Below are 741 nucleotides of genomic sequence, written 5' to 3' on the forward strand. Positions count from 1 at the left end.
CCTGGGCGAACCTGCCGGCCTCCGATCCGGACCCGCGCACGCTCGGCCTGAGCGCGCGCCACCTCGCCTACGTGATCTACACCTCGGGATCATCAGGCACGCCCAAGGGCGTCATGGTCGAGCATGCTCAAATCGTGCGATTGTTCGAGGCAACCGAGAGCTGTTATCGTTTCACGGAACATGACGTATGGTGCCTGTTCCATTCCTTCTCGTTCGACTTCTCTGTTTGGGAGTTGTGGGGCGCGCTCCGCTATGGCGGCCGTTTAATTCTTGTGCCGAGCCATACTGCTCTGTCCGCCCCTGACTTCCATGATGTCATCTGCAAGTCCGGCGTCACAGTTCTGAACCAGACCCCCTCGGCTTTTAAAGCTCTCATGGATCTGGAGCAGAGCAGCGTTCGAAACCGCCTTCGCTATGTGATTTTCGGTGGGGAGGCTCTGGAGCCATCGATTCTGAAGCCGTGGTATGCAAGGCATTCAGATCGCGCCCCACAACTGATCAATATGTACGGCATCACGGAAACGACCGTGCATGTCACCTATCGGCCTCTTGATCAGTCTGACACCACCGCCTCGGGCAGTCTTATTGGAAAGCGCATCTCCGATCTTCGAGTCTATCTTCTGGACGGTCATGGCGCGCCTGTTCCGTTCGGGGTGATGGGTGAGCTTTACATTGGCGGGGCCGGCGTTGCGCGCGGGTACCTGAACCGGCCGGAGCTGACGGCGGAGCGGTTCATCGCCA

Annotated in this window: 1 protein-coding gene; it reads left to right on the plus strand. The window is 59.0% G+C overall.

Annotation, left to right across the window (positions count from 1 at the left end):
• On the plus strand, positions 1 to 741 hold a 741-nt coding region (locus AB4Y42_RS44105; RefSeq protein WP_368697877.1), incomplete at both ends, for an AMP-binding protein.

The organism is Paraburkholderia sp. EG286B (assembly GCF_040965655.1).
In the GTDB taxonomy this organism is placed as follows: Bacteria; Pseudomonadota; Gammaproteobacteria; order Burkholderiales; family Burkholderiaceae; genus Paraburkholderia.